The organism is Azospirillum sp. SYSU D00513 (assembly GCF_017356015.1).
GTDB lineage: Bacteria > Pseudomonadota > Alphaproteobacteria > Azospirillales > Azospirillaceae > Azospirillum.
Map to the genome: position 1 here is coordinate 152,016 of NZ_JAFIQV010000004.1, position 15,068 is coordinate 167,083.

A 15,068-nucleotide genomic window follows, 5' to 3' on the forward strand; every position below is an offset into this window, starting at 1 on the left:
TGTTCCCCGGAGCCCCGGCTATGGCATCAGGTCTGTCGCATCAGGCCTATCGCATCAGCCTGCCGCTGCCGGCGCGGACGTCGCGGCTGGTCTGCTGCTCGATCTCGGCGTTCAGCGCCGCGCCGAACAGGATCGCGTAGGCCACGAGGTTCAGCCAGATCATCAGCGTGATCAGCGCCCCCGCCATGCCGTAGGCGGACTGATAGTCGGCCAGGGTCCGCACATAGAGGGAGAAGAGGGCCGAGGCCCCGATCCACAGCGCCGTCGCGATCACGGCACCCCAGCTCACCCAGCGCCATTTCGGCTCGGCCCGGCTCGGCCCGACGCGGTAGAGGACTGCGAGCGCGGTCAGGATCATGGCGACCAGCAGGGGCCAGCGCCCGATCTGCACCAGCCACACCAGCCAGACCGGCAGCTCCAGGAAATCCGCGAGCGCCGGCGCCTTGACGAACAGCCCGAAGCTCACGGGGATGAAGACCAGCCCGCCAATGCCCAGCAGGATCGACAGCCCGTTCAGCTTCAGGAAGCCCCGCCGCTCGCGTTCCCGGTAGGCGAGGTTCAGGGCCGCGATCAGCGCCCGCATGCCGAACCAGAGGCTCCAGAGCGTCAGCATCAGGCTTCCCCCGGCGCCCCAGCGCAGCGTGCCGCGTGTCACCTCCAGCATCGCGGTGAACTGGTCCACGGTCGCGTTCAGGGATTCCTGGGGGAGCACGCCGTCGAGCTGGCCGAACTGTTCCTTGACCGCCTCGGGACCGTTCGTCATTCCGACGGTCAGCATGAGGAAGCCCAGACCCGGCAGCAGCGCCAGCATCGCGTAGAAGGCCACCCCCGCCGCGGCGACCCACAGCCCGTTCTCGCATTGCTCGGTCCACAGCCGCCGGGCGATGCCGCGCCAGCCGGACAGGGGAATGTCGCGCGGATCGCCGTAATCGGCGCCGGCGTCCGGCGGCTCCTCCGCGCCGGGCGCCGGTTCCGGGCGGCGCTCACGCATCGCCGACGATGGCCACGATCCTGCCCGTTCCGTCGCAGGTTGGGCAGGGCGCCGCGTTCAGGCGCCCGCTGCCACCGCAATCCGGGCAGACATTCTCGCCCGTCTGCGCGCTGCCGGGCGAAGACTCGTCGCCCGGTTTCCTCTCGCTGTTCATGCCTGTCCCCTCATTCAAGGCCTGTCCATGAACACGCGAAGGCGGCGGGTGTCGCGCCGCTCCCTCCAGGGGCGTTGGACGGGCTGTTGCGTCCGGGTCCGGTCCGGGGAATTCTTGCTGTTCGAACGCAACCACGGAAAGGGAGACACCCCATGAGGCCGAAGGACCTCGTCAGGCTTTGGGTCGACACGTTCAACCGCGCCGACGCCGGGGCGCTCGCCGCCCTCTACCATGATGACGCCGTGAATCATCAGGTGGCGCTCGACCCTGTCGAGGGCCGCGCCGCGATCCGGGCGATGTTCGAGCGCGAGTTCGCCGCGGCCGAAATGGTCTGCATCGTCGAGAACATTTTCGAGGATGGCGAGGTGGCTATCCTGGAATGGCGGGACCCTCTGGGCCTGAGAGGCTGCGGCTTCTTCCATGTCCGGGACGAACGCATCGCCTTCCAGCGCGGCTATTGGGACAAGCTGTCCTTCCTGCGGCTGCATGGACTTCCCGTCGCGTAGGAAGGATCCAGCTGGCTGGCTGCCGCTTGGGATCTGAGATACAAAGCAACAAGAAGCGTCGCAAACTTGGAAGCATATTTTAACGCTCTCGCAACATTGCCTGCATAGCCTGAAACCATCCCGGTCTGGAGTGTATGTGATGCGGAGCTTCCTAACCAATCTCAGCCTTATCAAGAAGCTCATGGCCGCCTTCGCGGCCGTGATCCTGGGCACCATGATCACGGGCGCCTTCACCTGGCAGAAGACCTCGGTGATGGAGGACAACGCAGGCTGGACGGTTCACACCTATCAGGTGCTGGGCAGCATGGACATGCTGCTGCTGAGCATGGTGAACCAGGAAACCGGGCTTCGGGGTTACCTGATCAGCGGCGGCGATGCCTTCCTGGAGCCTTACCGGTCCGGCCGCGCGGCCTTCGAGAAGAGCTTCGCCGAGGTCAAGACGCTCACCTCCGACAACCCGGCGCAGCAGGCCCGGCTGGATGAACTCGCACGGAGCGTGAAGTCCTGGCAGACGGAGATCGCCGAGAAGGAGATCGCGATGATGCGCGATCCGGCGACCCGCGAAAAGGCGCGCGACATGGAAGTGTCGGGTGCCGGCAAGCGCTACATGGACGCGATCCGCGCGAAGATCGCCGAAATCGGGAAGGTCGAATCGGACCTGCTCGACGAGCGCGCCCAGGCGCTGGCCGGGGCGGCCAACCAGGCGAGGCTCGTCTCGCTGCTCGGCCTGCTGGCCAGCGTGGCGATCGCCGCCATCCTCTGCGCGCTCCTGGGAGCCGGGGTCGCATCGCCCATGCGCCGCATGGCTGCGCTCATGGAGCGGCTGGCGAAGGGCGACAAGACCATCGTCGTGGAGGGCATCGGCCGCAAGGACGAGATCGGGTCGCTGGCCGCCGCGCTCGCCGTTTTCAAGGAGAACGCGCTGGAAGCGGAGCGGCTGGCCGCCGAGCAGGAGCGCGAGCGCGCCGCCAAGGAGGCCCGCGCGGCCACGGTCGAGCGGCTGGTGCGGGGCTTCGAGGCGAGCGTGGGCGGTGTGGTCGAGGCCGTCTCCTCCACGGCGAGCCAGATGCAGGGTGCCGCGACCGCCATGTCCGCCAGCGCCGACCAGGCGAGCCACCAGGCCACGGCCGTCGCCGCGGCGGCCGAGCAGGCCTCCTCCAACGTGCAGACCGTCGCCACCGCCACCGAGGAACTCAGCGCCTCGATCCAGGAGATCGGCCGTCAGGTCGAAACCTCGACCGCCATCGCCGGGCAGGCGGTGCGCGAGGCGGACGAGACCAACGAGACGATACGGAGCCTGGTGCAGGCGGCCCAGCAGATCGGCGCGGTGGTGGAGCTGATCAACAGCATCGCCGGCCAGACCAACCTGCTGGCGCTCAACGCCACCATCGAGGCGGCGCGGGCGGGAGAGGCCGGCAAGGGCTTCGCCGTCGTCGCGTCGGAGGTCAAGGCGCTGGCCAGCCAGACGGCCCGCGCGACCGAGGAGATCCAGGCGAAGGTCCAGGAAATCCAGGGTGCGACCAGCGGCGCGCAGACGGCGATCCAGAGCATCGGCCAGACGATCCGCCGCGTCAGCGAGATCGCCACGACCATCGCCTCGGCCGTCGAGGAGCAGGGTGCGGCGACGCGCGACATCTCCAACAACGTCCTGCAGGCCGCCCGCGGCACGCAGGAGGTATCGGGCAACATCGTCGGCGTGACCCAGGCCGCGGCGGAGACCGGCTCGGCGGCGTCCCAGGTGATGGGCCTGTCGGGCGGTCTCAGCCGCGAGGCGCAGCGCCTGCGCGGCGAGGTCGCTTCCTTCCTCGCCGAGGTCCGTTCGGCCTGACGGAGGAGAGCAGGGCGCGGGCGTCCGTTGGGACGCCCGCTTCCCGCTCGTCCTTCCGCGCATGGGGCACCCGGATCAGGTCGTCTGGTTCGCGAGCCAGCGTTCCAGGGTCTTGCGGTGCCGGTGAGCCCGCATCAGCAGCATGTCCGGCAGCTCGCCCCGCACGACCAGCCGCCCATCCCGGAGCACCAGCTCGCCGCCGGACGCCCGGATCGTGGTGATCAAATGGTTCAGTTCACGCATGGCCTCACCTCGCTTAGGCCTTCCATTTAGAACCATTCTAACAGCTGGGGCAAGCCCATCGTCGCGCACCGTTCCGCCCTGACGGCAATCGTTTTCTCCTATGAAACGCATACAAACAATCGAATGTACCTTCGATGACTCAGCTGTCTAATCTGTTGGCGGGACAGGACGCCGGCCCGGATCAGGGCGAAACCAGGGGAGTTGCGGTGATGACGGATCACGATCGCATCGGCAGCCGGACCGCCCGTCCGCTCTGGCGCGGGCTCGGCCTCTTCCTATTCGCCCTCGGCGCCGTGGGCGCGGTGCTACCGCTGCTGCCGACCACGGTGTTCTGGATCTTGGCGCTGGTCTGCTTCGGCAAGGCGGGTGACGCCCGTGCCGAGCGCCTGCTGAACCATCCCCGATTCGGGGCCACGCTGCGCCGCTTCATGGAGGAGGGCAGCCTGACACGGGCCGCGAAGCTCTCGGCTTTCATCGGCATGAGTGCCGGTGCCGCCGCGCTGCTTCCCGTCATGGCGCTGTCGCCGGCCGTGGCGTCCTGTGGCTGGCTCGTGCTGGCCCTGAGCGCCGCCTATGTCGGAACCCGCCCCGAACCCAATCCCGCCGCCGTCCTCGCCAACGGTCTCCATGCCAATGGGCGGCTGCGGGCGCTCCCGGAACCGTAACGCACCCCGCACGGTTTCGACCTCGCCCACGGGCCGTGCCCGTGGGCGTTTTTTGCCGTGCGCGCGGAGCCGTCCCGTTCCATCATGCCCGCCTCGAACGAAGTGGAGACGGACGGACATGACGGCAGGCGGCAGCGCGGACGGGTTGGCCATCGGGTTTCAGGACATCGAAGCCGCGGCGGAACGGCTTCGCGGCTGGGCGGTGGAAACCCCGCTGATCGAGAATCCGCACCTCAACGAGCGCGTCGGCGGGCGGATTCTCATTAAGCCGGAGAATCTCCAGCGCAGCGGCGCCTTCAAATTCAGGGGTGCCTACAACCGGCTGTGCCAGCTGGACGAGGCGCAGCGCCGCGCCGGCGTGGTCGCCTGGTCGTCGGGCAACCACGCCCAGGGTGTCGCGGCGGCGGCCAAGCTGTTGGGCATGCCCGCGGCCATCGTGATGCCGCAGGATGCACCCCGCCTGAAGATCGAGAACACCCGCAATTACGGCGCCGATGTCCGCCTTTACGACCGCTGGCGCGAGAGCCGGGAGGAGATCGCGATGGGCATCGCCCGGGAGCGCGGCGCCGTCACCGTGCCCCCCTACGACGATCCCCACATCATGGCCGGCCAGGGCACCGCCGGGCTGGAACTGGCGCGGCAGGCGCGCGCCATCGGCGCGCCGGTCGAACAGCTCATCGTCGGGTGCAGCGGCGGCGGGCTGATCGCAGGCATCGCGACTGCGGTGAAGCATCTGGAGCCGGACGCCCGGATCTACAGCGCGGAGCCGGCGGGCTTCGACGACCTCGCGCGCTCGCTCGCCGGGGGCGAGCGGGTGTCGAACGCGCCGGGGGCGACCTCCATCTGCGACGCGCTGATGGCGCCGACGCCCGGCCAGCTGACCTTCCCCATCCACCAGGCGCTCCTGTCGGGCGGGCTGACGGTCACCGACGAAGAGGTGGCACAGGCGATGGCTTACGCGTTCCTGGTGCTGAAGCTGGTGGTCGAGCCGGGCGGGGCCGTCGGGCTCGCCGCCGTCCTGTCGGGGAAGATTCAAACCGCCGGACACACGACGGCCATCCTGCTGACCGGTGGCAACGTCGATCCGGACAGCTTCGGCCGCATCATCGCCGGGGCGGCCGCGCCCTGAGGGGAGGGGGCGGAAGCGGCCGGCTTCCGCCCTCCTTGCTGCTTGCCGTCAGGGGCGCCCGATCAGCGTGCCCATGAGGCGGGTGCGGATCGCCGCCACCGCGCATTCCAGGGGACGGTCGGCCTCGGCCGTGCCCGGTGCGGGCATTCCCGGCGCGGCCGGAGCCGGGGCCGGCGGGGCCGCCGCGACGGCCGGGCAGAGCTCCTCCATCCGCCAGACGCGCGGGGCTGGCGGGGCCACGGCGTGCGGATCGCAGCTGGCCGGGTCGGGGTGGGTTTCCTCCCCGTTGCTGTCGGCGGCCTTGATCTCCAGGTTCGGCGAGACGCCGAAGCAATCCACCAGCCCTTCGGACGGGCGGAAGTAGCGGGCGGTCGTCAGCCGGATGCCGATGTCGCCCGTCAGCGAGGAAATCGTCTGCACCGACCCCTTGCCGTAGGTACGGGTGCCGAACAGCAGCGCGCGGCCATGGTCCTGCAGGGCGCCCGCCACGATCTCGGATGCCGAGGCCGAACCGCTGTTGACCAGCAGCACGACCGGCAGCCCCGACATCAGGTCGCCGGGCGTGCCGGTGTAGCGGCGGTTCTCGTCCGGGTCGCGCCCGCGCACCGAGACGATGTCCACCCCCTCCAGGAAGCGGTCGGCCACGCTCACCGCCTGGTCGAGCAGGCCGCCGGGGTTGTTGCGCAGGTCGATCACCGCCCCGGCCAGGCGGTTGCCGGTCTGGCGGCGCATGTCCTGCACCGCGTCGTCCAGCGCGTGGGCCGTCTGCTGGTTGAAGGTGGCGATGCGGATGTAGGCGACGTCCCCCTCCAGCCGGTAGCGCACGGGCTGGATCTTGACGATGGCGCGCGTCAGCGACACGCGGAAGGGCGTGCCCGCGGGGTTGCGCCGCAAGGTCAGCGCGACCGAGGTGCCGACGGGGCCGCGCATGCGGGCGACCGCGTCGCGCAGGTTCAGCCCCTTCACCTGGGTTTCGTCGATGCGGTCGATCAGGTCGCCGGTGCGCAGGCCCGCGCGCGAGGCGGGGGAACCGTCGATGGGCGACACGACGCGGATGAGCCCGCTGTCGTCGTCCATGGTGACCTCGATGCCGAGCCCGCCGAACTCGCCTTGCGTCTGTTCGCGCATGTAGCGGAAATGCTCGGAGTCGAGGAAGCTCGAATAGGGGTCGAGCGAGGTGAGCATCGCGTCCAGACCCGCCTCGGTCAGGACGCGGTCGCTGGCGCCCGGCTGTTCCGTCTTCTTCTTCTGGATGCCGGCAATGGCCTTGTCCACGAGGGTCTGCGGCGGGGCGGGCTTCACATGCTCGACCAGCACCCGGCGCATCACGTCGGAGAAGAGGATGTAGTTGCGGTCGGACAGGGACGGCGGCGCGTCCACCCCCTTCACCTTGGCGAATTCGGCGCGGTAGCGCTCCAGCGCGGTGAATGTGTCCGCGCGGCTGTAGGGCGCCACCGCGCAGGCGGGGCCCATCGCCACCATGAGCAGCAACAGCGCCACCATCAGTTTCGCCATCCTGCACCCCTCTCGACGGGACGGTCCGTCCGACAAATCCGAAAGCATGTGTCTACTATATCAGGGGTTTCGTCTGCCGGAAGGTCCTGAAAGGGTGCCGCCCGCCGGATGCCCGCAATCGGGTTCCGGCGCGCGGCGGCACCCGCGGACGGCGACCGTAGCACGCCGTGCGGGTGTTCTCAAAGTTCGCCCATCGAACAATATGCGCCGGCGCGGGTTGGGGTGGAGGGCCGGTCAATAGGCGCCGCGTCCGCTGCACATCACCCCGACGGTGCGCAACAGGATGGCGATGTCGCCCCGCAGGCTCCAGCCCAGAAGATAGGCCGTGTCGAGCTGCACCCGCCGCGTGTAGTCCACGTCGTTACGCCCGCTGACCTGCCACAGCCCGGTCAGGCCCGGCCTGCAGCGCATGTAGTAGACGAAGCAGGCATGGTAGCGGGGGACCTCCTCGTCCACGATGGGGCGCGGCCCGACAAGGCTCATCTCCCCCTTCAGCACGTTGAAGAGCTGCGGCAGCTCGTCAAGGCTGGAGCGGCGCAGGAAGCGGCCGATCCGGGTGATGCGGGGGTCGTTGCGCAGCTTGCGCGTGGTTTCCCATTCGGCCCGCGCCTCGGGGTCGCGCGCCATCACCTCCTCGAACACGGCATTGGCATCCACGACCATCGAGCGGAACTTCCAGCAGACGAAGCTCCTGCCATCGGCGCCGATGCGCCGGTGCCCGAAGACGGCCGGCCCCCCATCGCTGCGGATCATCAGCGCCAGCACCAGCATCAGTGGCCCGAACAGCACCAGCGCGCACAGCGCTCCCACGACGTCCATTGCCCGTTTCAGCCGGTTGCCATAGAGCGGCGCCGACGGCGGCAGCCGAGCCGCCACGTCGGCCGCCGAACCGGCCCCGGCCAGCATCGCCGGTTCCAGCGGATCCGTGACCGCCCGGATGGACTGCGGAATTCCCATTTTCACCTCACGCGTCAATCCGCCATCTCCGGGAGAGGCAACGCCCTCAACAGGTCATAGGTCCGGCGGAAGGAGCGGGCGGGGGTGGAAAGAAGGCGGTACGCCCGGCGGGCTACCCTGTCCAACCAGGGCCATCCGCGCGTATGGAGAGGGACATGCGAAGGTCTGTTCCGGCGTCCTCCCCGCCTCTGGCGGAGCCTTTCGCCGGCACCGAAAAAATCGGCTTGCTTTCTCCGCCTCCGGCCGCTAATTCTCTCGCCACCGAACGACGTCCCCATCGTCTAGAGGCCTAGGACACCGCCCTTTCACGGCGGCGACACGAGTTCGAATCTCGTTGGGGACGCCACTCCGCTTCAAGCCAGTTTTCCCATGGCTCGGCGGACATGCCCATGACCGGCATGGCACTTTCCTCCCCGATCAAAACACGAAAAGCGGATCTGCAGCCGCAGCCTTCCACGCATTCGGTCCGTTTTCCGGCAGCGTTCGTCGGCTTCGTGCCTTTACGGTCGGCCTGCCTCCCTTCCGCGGTCGGCCAGGGCAGCGGCACGCGCTACCCACCCAAGACCTACCCGATCCTCGAGCCAAGCAACGCATCGAACTGCGCGCGGACGACGCCGTAGCATTCGCAGGCCGTTTCCTCCAGGGCGGGACGGTTGACGATGGTGATGCTGCCCTTGCCATAGGCGATCAGCCCCGCTTTCTGAAGGCTTCCCGCCGCCACCGTCACGCCAGCGCGGCGCACGCCGAGCATGGCGGCGATGCTCTCCTGAGTCAGGAGGATCTGGTCGCCGTCGGAGCGGTCATGGGCCATCAGCAGCCAGCGGGCGAGGCGTTCGAGGAGCGTGTGGGTGCCGTTGCAGACGGCGGTCTGGGCGATCTGGACGAAGAGCGCCATGACGTAGCGGAGGCACTGGACGTGCGCCGTTGGACTTTTCCGGATCACGTCGCGCAGGGCGGACGCGTCCAGGCGCCACGCCGCACCCGGGATCTGGACGAAACATTCCATCGGCATGGCCTCCGCCCCGAGAAGAACGGGAATGCCGACGATGCCCTCGCGTCCCGTCACCCCGGCTTCGATCCTTTGGCCGTTGTTGAGGATGGACACGATGGAGGCCAGCCCGGCCTCCGGAAAATAGACCGAACGGATCGGTTCATTCAGAAAATGGAGGTTCTTCTGGGAAGGAAGATCAACCAACTCGAGCTGCGGTCCGAGCATTTCGAAATCGGAGGGCTGGAGCGTACGCAGCAAGTGGTTTCGTATACTGGATTGGCTCGGCATACGTCGCATGTTCAGCAGAAGAGTCGATCGTCAGCGTTTCACTGGGGTGGCCCTGAGAAAGGGGAAAGTCCCGCGAAAGGCCTTGCACGCCTCCCTCTACAGCCACCTGCCAAGCTAGAGCACGCCGCCGGCTCCGCCGTCTGTCCGGTTCCGTACCAGCGGGGTTTGGGGATTGCCCGGCACCCGCCGATATTTCGGAAAAGCCGGCCGCGGCATCGGGATGATTTATAAAGGAATACTAAAGACCGCCTCATCGCTCTTTGATTGCGTGGCGCACGGCCGCGGCGTCTAGCCCCGCAGAGCCGCGATGGCGCTCCGAAGGGCGGATTCCGAATAGGGCTTGCCGACAAGGCCGGAGGGGCGGAAGGACAGATCCGCGGGCGCGATGTCGTTGATGTTCGCCGACACGATGATGATCGCGATCCGGCCTTCGGCGGCGATCACCTGTGCCGCCGCCAGCCCGCTGTCACCGCAAGCGAGATGCACGTCCACCAGCACGAGATCCGGCGCGTGATCGCGCGCAAGACGGATCGCCTGCTCCGTCCGGTCGGCGAGGCCGCAAACCTCATGCCCCATCCCGAGCACCAGGGCTTCCAGGTGCATCGCTATGAGAGCTTCATCTTCGACAATCAACACTCGCACGATTGATCCAGGGCCATTTGATCCGGAGCCGTCGCACGCAAGCGTCCAACGCCCTTGTACGGAATCGTACAACGGCTTGTGACACGGATCGGCTCGCAGATGGGCTCAGGCGCAGGGCAGTGTTGTATTTTTGCCGTTGATGGCGGGCAACCGGTTCCGGCATGGCGCGTCAAGCGCCGGCCGCCGCTTCCAGCATTCCCGCCGCCGGGCTCAGCCCGAAATGCCGGATCCCCTCGGGCGCTGCCGGGCGGCCGATGAGATAGCCCTGGACCTGGTTGCAGGCCTCCTCCTGGAGGATGCGGAGCTGTTCCTCCGTCTCCACCCCTTCCGCCGTGACGGTGATGTCGAGCGCCTTGGCGAGCGCCAGGATCGTGCGGACGATGGAGCGGGTTTCCTGGCTGGTCTCCATGGTGCTGACGAAGGAGCGGTCGATCTTCAGCTTGTCGAAGGCGAATCTCTGAAGGTAGCTGAGGCTCGAATAGCCGGTGCCGAAATCGTCCAGCGCGATGCGGACCCCCGCCATTTTCAGGGCGTTCAGGGCGGCCAGCGCGCGTTCCGTGTCGTCGATCAGGACTCCTTCGGTGACCTCGATCTCCAGCCGTTCCGGCGGAAAGCCGGTCTCGCGCAGGATCGCCAGGATGGAGGCGGCGATGTCCGGCTGCCGGAACTGCACGGGCGACAGGTTGACGGCGATGACGATGCCGTCCGGCCATGAGGCGGCCTCCCGGCAGGCCGAGCGCAGCACCCGTTCGCCGAGCGGACCGATCAGGCCGGATTCCTCGGCCAGCGGGATGAACTCCGACGGCGGGACCATGCCGCGTTCCGGATGGTTCCAGCGGACCAGCGCCTCGAAGCCGAGCAGGCGCTGCGTTCCGCAATCCACCTGCGGCTGGTAGTGCACGCACAGCGCGTCGGTCTCCAGCGCCGCGCGCAGGTCGCGCTCCAGCCGCCGGCGCGCCTGGATGCGTTCGTCCATCGCCGCCTCGTAGAAGCGGAAGGCGCCCCGCCCGTCGGACTTCGCCCGCGACAGCGCGGCGCCGGCATGGGCGAGGAGCTGCTCCGCGTCCTCCCCGTCCTGCGGGAAGAGGGCGATGCCGACGCTGGCGCCCAGGGCCGCCAAGGCCGGTTGCGGCCCGTCTTCCAATTCGAAGGGTGCCGCCAGCGCCTGGACCAGCCGCTCGGCCAGCAGCATCGCGTCGTCGAGCGGCGTGTTCAGGGTTTGCAGGACCACGAACTCATCGCCGCCGAGCCGGGCCACGGTGTCGTGCTTGCGGACCGTGTCGAGGATCCGCGCCGCCGCCTGCCGCAGCAGCGCGTCGCCGGCCTTGTGCCCGTGCAGGTCGTTGACCGTCTTGAAGCGGTCAAGCCCGATGTGGAAAACCGCGACCGCCTCCCCGTCGTGGCGCGCGTTCGCCAGCGCCATGCCGGCGCGGTCCAGGAACAGCGAGCGGTTCGGCAGGCCGGTCAGCAGGTCGTGATTCGCCATGTGCCGGATGCGCTCTTCCGACCGCTTGCGCTCCCGGATGTCCCGGATGGCCACGACCCGCGCCGGCAGCCCGTCCTGCGTGATCGAATGCCCATGCGCCTCGGAGACGATGAGGGTGCCGTCGCTGTGGAGCAGCTCGACCTCGAGCCGGCCGAAGGAAGGCTGATGATGGTAGCGCGCGATCGCGTCCCGCTGGCCCGGCGCCACGAACTCGGCCAGATGGCGGCCGATGACCTGCTCCGGCGACCGGCCCAGAAGCTCGGTCATCGCGCGGTTCACGTCGAGGACGCGGCCGTCGCGGTGGATGACGATGCCTTCGAAGGTCGCGTCGGCCAGCTGGCGGAAACGCTCCTCGCTGCTGCGCAGCCGCGCGGTCTCCCGCGACGCCCGGTCGGCGAGGCGCTGGTCGAGGATCGACCCCACAAGCCCCAGCCCCATGATCAGCGTCGCGATGGCCGCGACGGCGACCGCCAGCCATTCCGGCGCCATGGCTTGGCCCGAGGGGGTGGCGAGCGGGTTGGGAACCAGCGTGACCGCCGTCATGCCGGTGAAGTGCAGGCCGCAGATGGCGGCGACCAGCAGCATCGCGCCGAGCGCGCGGGCGCGGAGCGACGTGCGGCGCAGGGAAACCGCCATGGCGGCGGCGCCGAACAGGATCCCGATCGCCAGGGAGGCCGCGATGAAGCGTGCGTCGTGAAGATGGTCGGCCGGCGCCTGGAGTGCTGCCATGCCGGTGTAGTGCATGGCGCCCGTCACCGCGCCGACGATGCCGCCGCCGAGTGCTGCACCCCGCATGCCGGCCCCCCGCCCGATCGCGACCGCGATCCCGGCTCCGCTGCCGACCACAGCGATCACGATGGACAGGGCGGTCAGCAGGACGTCGTAGCCGACGGTAAGGCCGGACCGGAAGGCGAGCATCGCGACGAAATGCGTGGCCCAGATGCCGCCGCCCGTCGCCGAGGCGGCGGCGGCGATCCACAGCCCGCGCATCCGCTTGGCCGCCCCCGCAGCGCGCGTCACGAGGCTGAGCGACACCCAGGCGCCGAACCCGCAGACCGCCGCCGCGAGGAGCAGCAGCCAGGGATCATGCTGCTGGGTGATGCAGGCGTAAACGTGAAGCATTCAGCGTTCCTGGACCTGGCAGCCGGACCGCTGCGTTTGGCAGCTCTACGAATAATACTTTCGGGTTAGGATTGCATCCGTGAAATGCGACGGCTTGATCTGCGTCCCGAGACCTTTTAGGGCGGTCATCTCCAAGGTCATGCGCCTTTTACGCCATAGTCATGCCATCGACACGCGCACGTCATGCGTGGGAAAGGCTGGGGCGCCGGACCGCCGGACGTCCTGCCGTCAGGCGAGCAACGTATGGAGAGCGGGGTCCGCGAAGTCGCGGCAGATCACGTCGGCGCCGGCCTCGCGCAACTCCTCCGCTCCGTGGGTCGTCGTAAGACCCACGGTGAAGATCCCCGCACCCTTGGCCGAGGCGATGCCGGTCCGCGAATCCTCGAAGGCGACGGCGTCCTCCGCCGTGACGCCAAGCCCTTCGAGTGCGGTGGCGTAGGGCAGGGGGTGCGGCTTGGCGTGGGGCAGCTCGTCCCCGATCACCAGGAGATGGAAGCGGTCCGCCAGCCCGAGCACGCGCAGCATGTGGACGGCGTTCTCGCGCGGGGCGTTGGTGACGAGCGCCACCTTCATGTCCCGCTCCCGCGCGCTGTCGAGGAGCGCCGCCAGCCCCTCCACCGGCACGAGGTCCTCGGCCAGCCGGCGGAAGGCCGCCTCCTTGGCCGCGGCGAGGCGGACATGGTCCTCCACCGCGTGGCCGGGCAGGAAATGCGCCATGATCACGGCGTTGGAACGGCCGGTGATGTGGCGGCCGTAATCCTCCTCCGTCAGCTCGACGCCATGGTCGCGCAGCATCGCGGCGAAGGCGCGGAAATGCAGGGGGTCGGTTTCGGCGAGCGTGCCGTCCAGGTCGAAAAGCAGCGCCTTGGGCATCACGCGTCCTGCCCGTCGCGGACGAACTGGTCGAACAGCGGCTCGATGACGGCCCGGCCGAGGTCGCGGGTGATGAAGACGATCTTGGACCGGTGGTCGTCGTTCGGCCATTCCTCCAGCTGCACCGGCGGATGGAACATGTGCTGCACGCCGTGGACGACGATCGGCCGCTCCGATTCCTTCACGTTCAGCAGCCCCTTGACCCGCATCAGGTCGGCGCCTCCGGCGGAGATCAGCGCCTCCATGAAATCGACGAAGCTGTTCCAGGCGATCGGCTCGTCCACCACCAGCACGAAGGAGCGGATGTGGTCGTCGTGGCGGTTCACGTCGTGCGAATGGTCGTGCCCGCAATCCGGCCCGCAGGCATGCCCATGCTCATGGCCGTGATGGTGGTGATCGTGATGCCCGTGGTCATGATCATGATGGTCGTGAACATGGCCGTCGTGATCATGGCCGTGGTCATGGTGGTGCCGCGCCTCCTCCTGCGCCCGGTAGGCCTCCTCCCGCAGCCAGCGGGCCACGTCCGGGCTCTTGGTCTCAGGGTTGAAGAGGCCGGCGTTGAAGAGGTCCTTCGGATCGACGGCGCCCTTCACGGCGGAGATCACCGGCGCGCCGGGGTTGATGGCGGCGAGCCGCCCGCGCAGCGCGGACACCGCCGCCGCGTCGGCGACGTCGGTCTTGGTCAGCACGATCCGGTCGGCCACGGCGGCCTGCTTGACGCTTTCCGGCTGGCGGTCGAGCTGGTCGGAGCCGTGCACCGCGTCCACCGTGCTGATGACGCCGTCCAGGCGGAAGCGGGCGGCGAGCAGCGGGTCGGTCATCAGCGTGTGGATGATCGGGGCGGGGTCGGCGAGGCCGGTCGTCTCCACCACCACCCGGTCGAACTCCGGCACCTCGCCGCGCACGCGCTTCAGGAACAGGTCGCGCAAGGTGTCCACGAGGTCGCCGCGGATCGAGCAGCAGATGCAGCCGCTGTCCATCAGCACCATGTTCTCCGACGCCTTGGCGACCAGCAGATGGTCGAGACCGACCTCGCCGAACTCGTTGATGACGACGGCAGTGCGGGCCATGCCGGGATTGCGCAGCAGCGCCTGGAGCAGCGTGGTCTTGCCGCTGCCGAGAAAGCCGGTCAGCACCGAGACAGGCAGGCGGTTGGGGCTGGCGTCGCTCACGGAACTTTCTCCTGGCATTCGGGGCAGAGGCCGCGCACCTCCACGGTCGGCCGCTGCACGCGGAAGCCGTGTTCCGCGGCTGTAGCGTCGATGGCGGAGCGGATGCGCGGATCGTCGATTTCGATGGCGTTGCCGCAGGCGGCGCAGACCAGGAACTGTCCGGAATGGACGGCACCCGGTGCGGCGCAGCCGACATAGGCATTGAGGGACTCGATCCGGTGGACCAGCCCCTGTTCCACCAGGAATTCCAGCGCGCGGTAGACGGTCAGCGGGGCCGCCGGCTTGCCGTCCTGCTGGCTCAGATCCTCCAGGATGGCATAGGCGCCGCGCGGGCGGTGGCTGTTCCAGACCAGCTCCAGCACGCGCCGGCGCAGGCTGGTCAGCCGCGCGCCACGCTCCGCGCACAGCGCGTCGGCCCGCGTCAGGGCGTCGGCGATGCAGTGGTCGTGGTCGTGGTGGGGGGCCGGGGCATGGGGCGAATGCATGATGTTACGATATAACATCCG

General features: G+C 68.7%; 15 protein-coding genes and 1 tRNA gene. 5 read left to right on the top strand and 11 right to left on the bottom strand.

Features of this window, described 5'->3' with window-relative positions; all coding sequences use genetic code 11:
- Positions 1-46: 46 nt before the first annotated feature.
- On the bottom strand, positions 47-991 hold the full coding sequence (locus JUB11_RS04805; RefSeq protein WP_207456612.1) for a YihY/virulence factor BrkB family protein: 945 nt from the start codon (positions 989-991) through the stop codon (positions 47-49).
- A complete protein-coding gene (locus tag JUB11_RS04810) occupies positions 984-1,145 on the bottom strand; it encodes a hypothetical protein (RefSeq protein WP_207456613.1) in 162 nt (53 codons plus the stop codon). Before JUB11_RS04810 ends, JUB11_RS04805 begins: the two co-directional genes overlap by 8 nt.
- A 152-nt stretch (positions 1,146-1,297) precedes the next feature.
- On the opposite strand from JUB11_RS04810, the gene JUB11_RS04815 reads away from it, so the two are divergent.
- On the top strand, positions 1,298-1,651 hold the full coding sequence (locus tag JUB11_RS04815) for a nuclear transport factor 2 family protein (protein WP_207456614.1): 354 nt from the start codon (positions 1,298-1,300) through the stop codon (positions 1,649-1,651).
- Positions 1,652-1,790: 139 nt separating this feature from the next.
- Positions 1,791-3,479, top strand: a complete 1,689-nt coding sequence (locus JUB11_RS04820) for a CHASE3 domain-containing protein (protein ID WP_207456616.1) — start codon at positions 1,791-1,793, stop codon at positions 3,477-3,479.
- Between the two features lie 75 nt (positions 3,480-3,554).
- Here JUB11_RS04820 and JUB11_RS04825 read toward each other — a convergent pair whose 3' ends face one another.
- Positions 3,555-3,722 (bottom strand): hypothetical protein, encoded by a 168-nt coding sequence (locus JUB11_RS04825; protein WP_207456617.1) that lies wholly within the window; start codon positions 3,720-3,722, stop codon positions 3,555-3,557.
- Positions 3,723-3,931: 209 nt separating this feature from the next.
- On the opposite strand from JUB11_RS04825, the gene JUB11_RS04830 reads away from it, so the two are divergent.
- Positions 3,932-4,387 (top strand): YbaN family protein, encoded by a 456-nt coding sequence (locus tag JUB11_RS04830; RefSeq protein ID WP_207456619.1) that lies wholly within the window; start codon positions 3,932-3,934, stop codon positions 4,385-4,387.
- Positions 4,388-4,505: 118 nt separating this feature from the next.
- Entirely contained in the window at positions 4,506-5,516 is a 1,011-nt protein-coding gene (locus JUB11_RS04835) for a threonine/serine dehydratase (RefSeq protein WP_207456622.1), read from the top strand.
- A gap of 48 nt (positions 5,517-5,564) precedes the next feature.
- On the opposite strand, the gene JUB11_RS04840 is transcribed toward JUB11_RS04835, so the two are convergent.
- The gene (locus JUB11_RS04840) at positions 5,565-7,031 is read right to left on the bottom strand and encodes a S41 family peptidase (protein WP_207456624.1); all 1,467 of its coding nucleotides are present in this window, start codon (positions 7,029-7,031) and stop codon (positions 5,565-5,567) included.
- A gap of 234 nt (positions 7,032-7,265) precedes the next feature.
- Complete coding sequence (locus JUB11_RS04845) at positions 7,266-7,988, bottom strand: sugar transferase (RefSeq protein WP_207456626.1); 723 nt, start codon at positions 7,986-7,988, stop codon at positions 7,266-7,268.
- 270 nt (positions 7,989-8,258) lie between these two features.
- On the opposite strand from JUB11_RS04845, the gene JUB11_RS04850 reads away from it, so the two are divergent.
- Positions 8,259-8,334: transfer RNA gene (locus tag JUB11_RS04850), tRNA-Glu, on the top strand.
- 219 nt (positions 8,335-8,553) lie between these two features.
- Here the strand turns inward: JUB11_RS04850 and JUB11_RS04855 are convergent.
- The 6 genes from JUB11_RS04855 to JUB11_RS04880 form a co-directional block, all read right to left on the bottom strand.
- On the bottom strand, positions 8,554-9,237 hold the full coding sequence (locus JUB11_RS04855; protein WP_247886845.1) for a Crp/Fnr family transcriptional regulator: 684 nt from the start codon (positions 9,235-9,237) through the stop codon (positions 8,554-8,556).
- 318 nt (positions 9,238-9,555) lie between these two features.
- On the bottom strand, positions 9,556-9,909 hold the full coding sequence (locus JUB11_RS04860) for a response regulator (protein WP_348771354.1): 354 nt from the start codon (positions 9,907-9,909) through the stop codon (positions 9,556-9,558).
- A 169-nt stretch (positions 9,910-10,078) separates the two neighbouring features.
- Positions 10,079-12,517 carry an EAL domain-containing protein gene (locus tag JUB11_RS04865; RefSeq protein WP_207456633.1) on the bottom strand — a complete coding sequence of 813 codons (2,439 nt, stop codon included), beginning with the start codon at positions 12,515-12,517 and terminating at the stop codon, positions 10,079-10,081.
- A gap of 228 nt (positions 12,518-12,745) precedes the next feature.
- Complete coding sequence (locus JUB11_RS04870; RefSeq protein WP_207456635.1) at positions 12,746-13,390, bottom strand: HAD-IA family hydrolase; 645 nt, start codon at positions 13,388-13,390, stop codon at positions 12,746-12,748.
- The gene (locus tag JUB11_RS04875; RefSeq protein ID WP_207456637.1) at positions 13,390-14,580 is read right to left on the bottom strand and encodes a GTP-binding protein; all 1,191 of its coding nucleotides are present in this window, start codon (positions 14,578-14,580) and stop codon (positions 13,390-13,392) included. Before JUB11_RS04875 ends, JUB11_RS04870 begins: the two co-directional genes overlap by 1 nt.
- Entirely contained in the window at positions 14,559-15,050 is a 492-nt protein-coding gene (locus JUB11_RS04880) for a Fur family transcriptional regulator (RefSeq protein WP_348771359.1), read from the bottom strand. The genes JUB11_RS04875 and JUB11_RS04880 overlap by 22 nt, the downstream gene beginning before the upstream one ends.
- Positions 15,051-15,068 lie beyond the last annotated feature (18 nt).

Excerpts from the sequence above, each read along its gene's own strand:
- JUB11_RS04805 (WP_207456612.1), bottom strand. The coding sequence starts at position 991 with ATGCGTGAGCGCCGCCCGGAACCGGCGCCCGGCGCGGAGGAGCCGCCG.
- JUB11_RS04810 (WP_207456613.1), bottom strand. The coding sequence starts at position 1,145 with ATGAACAGCGAGAGGAAACCGGGCGACGAGTCTTCGCCCGGCAGCGCG.
- JUB11_RS04815 (WP_207456614.1), top strand. The coding sequence starts at position 1,298 with ATGAGGCCGAAGGACCTCGTCAGGCTTTGGGTCGACACGTTCAACCGC.
- JUB11_RS04820 (WP_207456616.1), top strand. The coding sequence starts at position 1,791 with ATGCGGAGCTTCCTAACCAATCTCAGCCTTATCAAGAAGCTCATGGCC.
- JUB11_RS04825 (WP_207456617.1), bottom strand. The coding sequence starts at position 3,722 with ATGCGTGAACTGAACCATTTGATCACCACGATCCGGGCGTCCGGCGGC.
- JUB11_RS04830 (WP_207456619.1), top strand. The coding sequence starts at position 3,932 with ATGACGGATCACGATCGCATCGGCAGCCGGACCGCCCGTCCGCTCTGG.
- JUB11_RS04835 (WP_207456622.1), top strand. The coding sequence starts at position 4,506 with ATGACGGCAGGCGGCAGCGCGGACGGGTTGGCCATCGGGTTTCAGGAC.
- JUB11_RS04840 (WP_207456624.1), bottom strand. The coding sequence starts at position 7,031 with ATGGCGAAACTGATGGTGGCGCTGTTGCTGCTCATGGTGGCGATGGGC.
- JUB11_RS04845 (WP_207456626.1), bottom strand. The coding sequence starts at position 7,988 with ATGGGAATTCCGCAGTCCATCCGGGCGGTCACGGATCCGCTGGAACCG.
- JUB11_RS04865 (WP_207456633.1), bottom strand. The coding sequence starts at position 12,517 with ATGCTTCACGTTTACGCCTGCATCACCCAGCAGCATGATCCCTGGCTG.
- JUB11_RS04870 (WP_207456635.1), bottom strand. The coding sequence starts at position 13,390 with ATGCCCAAGGCGCTGCTTTTCGACCTGGACGGCACGCTCGCCGAAACC.
- JUB11_RS04875 (WP_207456637.1), bottom strand. The coding sequence starts at position 14,580 with ATGCCAGGAGAAAGTTCCGTGAGCGACGCCAGCCCCAACCGCCTGCCT.